Raw genomic sequence first — 3565 nt, forward strand, 5'->3', positions numbered from 1 at the left:
GGCCTATGGCGCTCGCCTGGAACGCGGGTTGGGTTAATAGCCCTCAGGGGTTCAAATCCCCTATCCTCCGCACTGGTCCGGGGCGCGGCCAGGCCAACAGAGCCTGGTCGTGCTTCGACCTCAAGAACGCCCACCGACTCGAGGAGGAGTATGCGGCGCTGGATCGCGGTCCTGTGGCACGCATCATTCTTCGTCCTCGCCGGGGTTCTCTACTTCTTCTTCGTGCTCCCGCGTTGGTTCGAGCTGACCGGGGCGTGGCCCTCCGGGCTGGGCCTGGCGATGCGCATCGTGTGCGGCGCGTTGATCGGTCTCGCGGCATTGCCCGTCGTCTTCACGCTGCTGCGCACGCGCAAGCCCGAGTTCGGTACCCCGCAGCTGGCGCTGACACTGCGGTTCTGGTCGATAGTCCTGCACGTTCTGGCCGGTGCGCTGATCATCGGTGCGGCCATCAGCGAGATCTGGGTGAGCCTGGACGCAGCGGGTCAGACGTTGTTCGGCATCTACGGCGCCGCGGCTGCCGTCGCCGTGCTCGGCGCGCTGAGCTTCTACCTGGCGTTCGCCGCGGAGTTGCCGCCGCCACCGCCGAAGCCACTCAAGCTCAAGAGTCAGACCCGCCGCAGGCGCGGTGGCGCCGCCGAGGAAGAAGCCGACGAAGAGGTCGCCGACGAGGACACCGTCTCGGCCGACTCCGATGAACCCGAGCCCTCGGACTCCGTCGAGCCGGACGAGAACGAAGACGAGGACGAGAAGGTCCCCGCACCCGTCAGCGTGGAGACGACCGACGAGGTTAGTGGGGCTGCTGAGACCACCGAGGCCAGTGCGACCGAGAGCCCCAGCACCGACGGCTCTGAAGGCAAGAACGGCTCTGAGGGCAGCGGTAACGTCGAGGAATCCGATGACGATGAGCCTGGTGACACGTTGCGCAATCGACGGCCAGGCGGCAAGTCGACGTCGCGGCTGTTCGGGCGTTCGCGCCGCGGAATAGCGCTCGACGACTGACGTTCAGGGCCTCCTGCGTCGACAGCCCACGGTGTCCACGACACAATTGTGGGTAATTCACAGCTAAAGGCGAAAGGTGGCCCATGCACAGGTTCCATACCTGGCGGCGTTTCGTCATCCCCGTCATCGTGGCAGTGGTCGCCTCATCAGCAGCCATCGCGGCCCCGGCACCTGCATTCGCCGACCCCGTCGATCTCTCCAACGTCGCCTCCCAGACCGAACCCACGGTCGCGCGCATCGACACGACGATCAACTACCAGCACGCGATCGGCGCGGGAACCGGCATCGTCCTCGATCCCGGCGGGGCAGTGCTGACCAACTTCCACGTCGTACAGGGCGCGGATCGCATCACCGCGACGGTCGGGGGTCGTCCGTACCAGGCGGACCTGGTCGGCTACGACCGCAACCGTGACATCGCCGTGCTGCAGCTGCGCGGCGCGGGCGGCTTGGCCGTGGCACCGATTGGCGATTCGTCGCAGCTCGCCATTGGCGATCCCGTCGTCGCGCTGGGCAACGCCCGCGGTTCGGGGAGCCCACTGACGCGGGAGGCCGGCCAGGTGGTCGGCTTTGGCCGCACCATCAACGCCAAGGACGAGCTGACGGGGAGTTCCGAACAGGCGACGGGGCTGATCGAGTTCGCGGCACCGGTCCGCGCGGGCGACTCGGGCGGCCCCGTGATCAACGCTGCCGGCCAGATCGTCGGCGTGACGACGGCGGCGACCGTCAACTTCCGGATGGACCCGGGCGGCTCCGGTTTCGCCATTCCGATCAACGACGCACTGGCGACCGCGAACCAGATTCGCTCGCGGACACCGACGGACACCGTGCACATTGGGCCGCCCACGCTGCTGGGCGTCGGCGTGAACGGCAGGAATCAGTCGGATTCGCTGCCAGGAGTGATCCTCTTCGAGGTCTTGCCGGGCGGCCCCGCCGAGCAGGCCGGCCTGCACGACGGCGACGTCCTGCTGAGCATCGACGGCGTCCAGCTCAACTCGGCGAACGCCCTGACCGACATTCTGGACCGGCACTATCCGGGCGACGTCGTCGATCTGGTCTTCATCGACCGGGCAGGCCAACAGCTGAACGGAAAGGCCACGCTCTCGTCCTGAGAGTTCGGCAAAACCGGCGGAACGATCGCCTCGCCATCCCTATGCTGAGCGAGTGCCAAACACTGAGGAAGTGCAGGAGCCGTACCGGCTGGTCCAGTGGACGACCGGCAACGTGGGTAAGAGCTCCGTCGCCGCCATTGCGCGCAATCCCGCCTTCGAACTCGTCGGCTGTTACGCCTGGTCGCCGGACAAGGCCGGACGCGACGTCGGCGTCCTCGCGGGGATCGAGCCGTTGGGCGTCGCCGCCACGAACGACGTCGACGCGCTGCTCGCCCTGAAACCGGACTGCGTGGTCTACAACCCGATGTGGATCGACGTCGACGAGCTGGTGAAGATCTTGTCCGCGGGCGTGAACGTCGTTGCCACCGCGTCGTTCATCACGGGCCACAACCAGGGCGACGGGCGCACCAGGATCGCCGAGGCGTGCGCGCAGGGCGGTTCGACGATGTTCGGCTCGGGCATCAGCCCCGGGTACGTCAACCAGCTGTCCATCGTGGCTGCGGGCATCTGCGACAGGGTGGACAAGATCACCGTGAACGAGGCCGCGGACACCACGTTCTACGACTCGCCCGCCACCGAGAGGCCGGTCGGGTTCGGTCAGCCGATCGACCACCCCGACCTGCAGGCGATGACCGCGAAGGGCACCGGCGTGTTCGGTGAGGCGGTGCGCATGGTCGCCGACGCGCTCGGCATCGAACTCGACGACGTGCGCTGCGAGGCCGAGTACGCGCAGACCACCGAAGACCTCGACCTCGGGTCGTGGACCATCCCCGCCGGGTGCGTGGCCGGCGTGCACGCCACCTGGCAGGGCGTCGTGAACGGCGTCTCCCGCGTCGAGATCTCCGTGCTGTGGAAGAAGGGCCAGACGCTCGAACCGAATTGGCCCATCGAGCAGGACGGTTGGGTCATCGAGGTCGCCGGGCGACCGACGGTGACCATGAAGGTCGGTTTTCTACCGCCACCGGACTTCGAGGCGACGACGCTCGAGGAGTTCATGGTCCTCGGCCACATCATGACTGCCACGCCACCGCTCAACGCCATCCCGGCGGTCGTCGGCGCCGCACCGGGCATCGTCACCTACAACGATCTGCCGCTGATCCTGCCGCGAGGGGTCGTGCCGACCGGCTAGTCCGCGACCGGGTTCCCGTCCTCATCCCAGTGCGCCGCGACCTTCTTGCTGGGCTGGACCCGCGGCGGCTCGCCGGGCATCTTCGGATAACTCGGTTCTCCGGGTAGTTCAGCCCTGTGCGGTGTTGGTTGATCCAACATCGGCTCGGGCCGTCGTCCTGAGAATGCCATGGTCGTCCGGGCTTTGCTGTCGATAATTCGAGGACTCGGGCAACGTAAGCGGACGAGCATCGGTGACGTCAGATCGGAAGTCCGGCGTCGTCGACGCCGATGGTGCGTCGACCTTGGAAGAATCGGACCATGTCGGTGGGACCGTGCCCTCCGACACC

3 protein-coding genes and 1 pseudogene are annotated in these 3565 nt (G+C 67.2%); 3 read left to right on the forward strand and 1 reads right to left on the reverse strand.

Features of this window, described 5'->3' with window-relative positions; all coding sequences use genetic code 11:
• Positions 1-150: 150 nt before the first annotated feature.
• The 3 genes from lucA to ACRDUX_RS20465 all read left to right on the forward strand — a co-directional run bounded on the left by lucA (position 151) and on the right by ACRDUX_RS20465 (position 3237).
• Positions 151-999, forward strand: a complete 849-nt coding sequence (lucA, locus tag ACRDUX_RS20455; RefSeq protein WP_526415917.1) for a lipid uptake coordinator LucA — start codon at positions 151-153, stop codon at positions 997-999.
• Positions 1000-1082: 83 nt separating this feature from the next.
• The gene (locus ACRDUX_RS20460) at positions 1083-2108 is read left to right on the forward strand and encodes a S1C family serine protease (RefSeq protein WP_526415919.1); all 1026 of its coding nucleotides are present in this window, start codon (positions 1083-1085) and stop codon (positions 2106-2108) included.
• Positions 2109-2160: 52 nt separating this feature from the next.
• Positions 2161-3237: an NAD(P)H-dependent amine dehydrogenase family protein gene (locus ACRDUX_RS20465; RefSeq protein ID WP_526415920.1), complete on the forward strand. Its 1077-nt coding sequence runs from the start codon at positions 2161-2163 to the stop codon at positions 3235-3237.
• Here ACRDUX_RS20465 and ACRDUX_RS20470 read toward each other — a convergent pair.
• A pseudogene (locus ACRDUX_RS20470) lies at positions 3234-3347 on the reverse strand (ATP-dependent DNA ligase); the annotation flags it as partial. The gene ACRDUX_RS20465 and the pseudogene ACRDUX_RS20470 overlap by 4 nt on opposite strands.
• Between the last annotated feature and the right edge of the window lie 218 nt (positions 3348-3565).

The organism is Mycobacterium sp. (assembly GCF_050701675.1).
Lineage (GTDB): Bacteria > Actinomycetota > Actinomycetes > Mycobacteriales > Mycobacteriaceae > Mycobacterium.

Bases quoted from the DNA above. Each gene is read 5' to 3' on its own strand.
- lucA (WP_526415917.1), top strand. From the start codon at position 151: ATGCGGCGCTGGATCGCGGTCCTGTGGCACGCATCATTCTTCGTCCTC.
- ACRDUX_RS20460 (WP_526415919.1), top strand. From the start codon at position 1,083: ATGCACAGGTTCCATACCTGGCGGCGTTTCGTCATCCCCGTCATCGTG.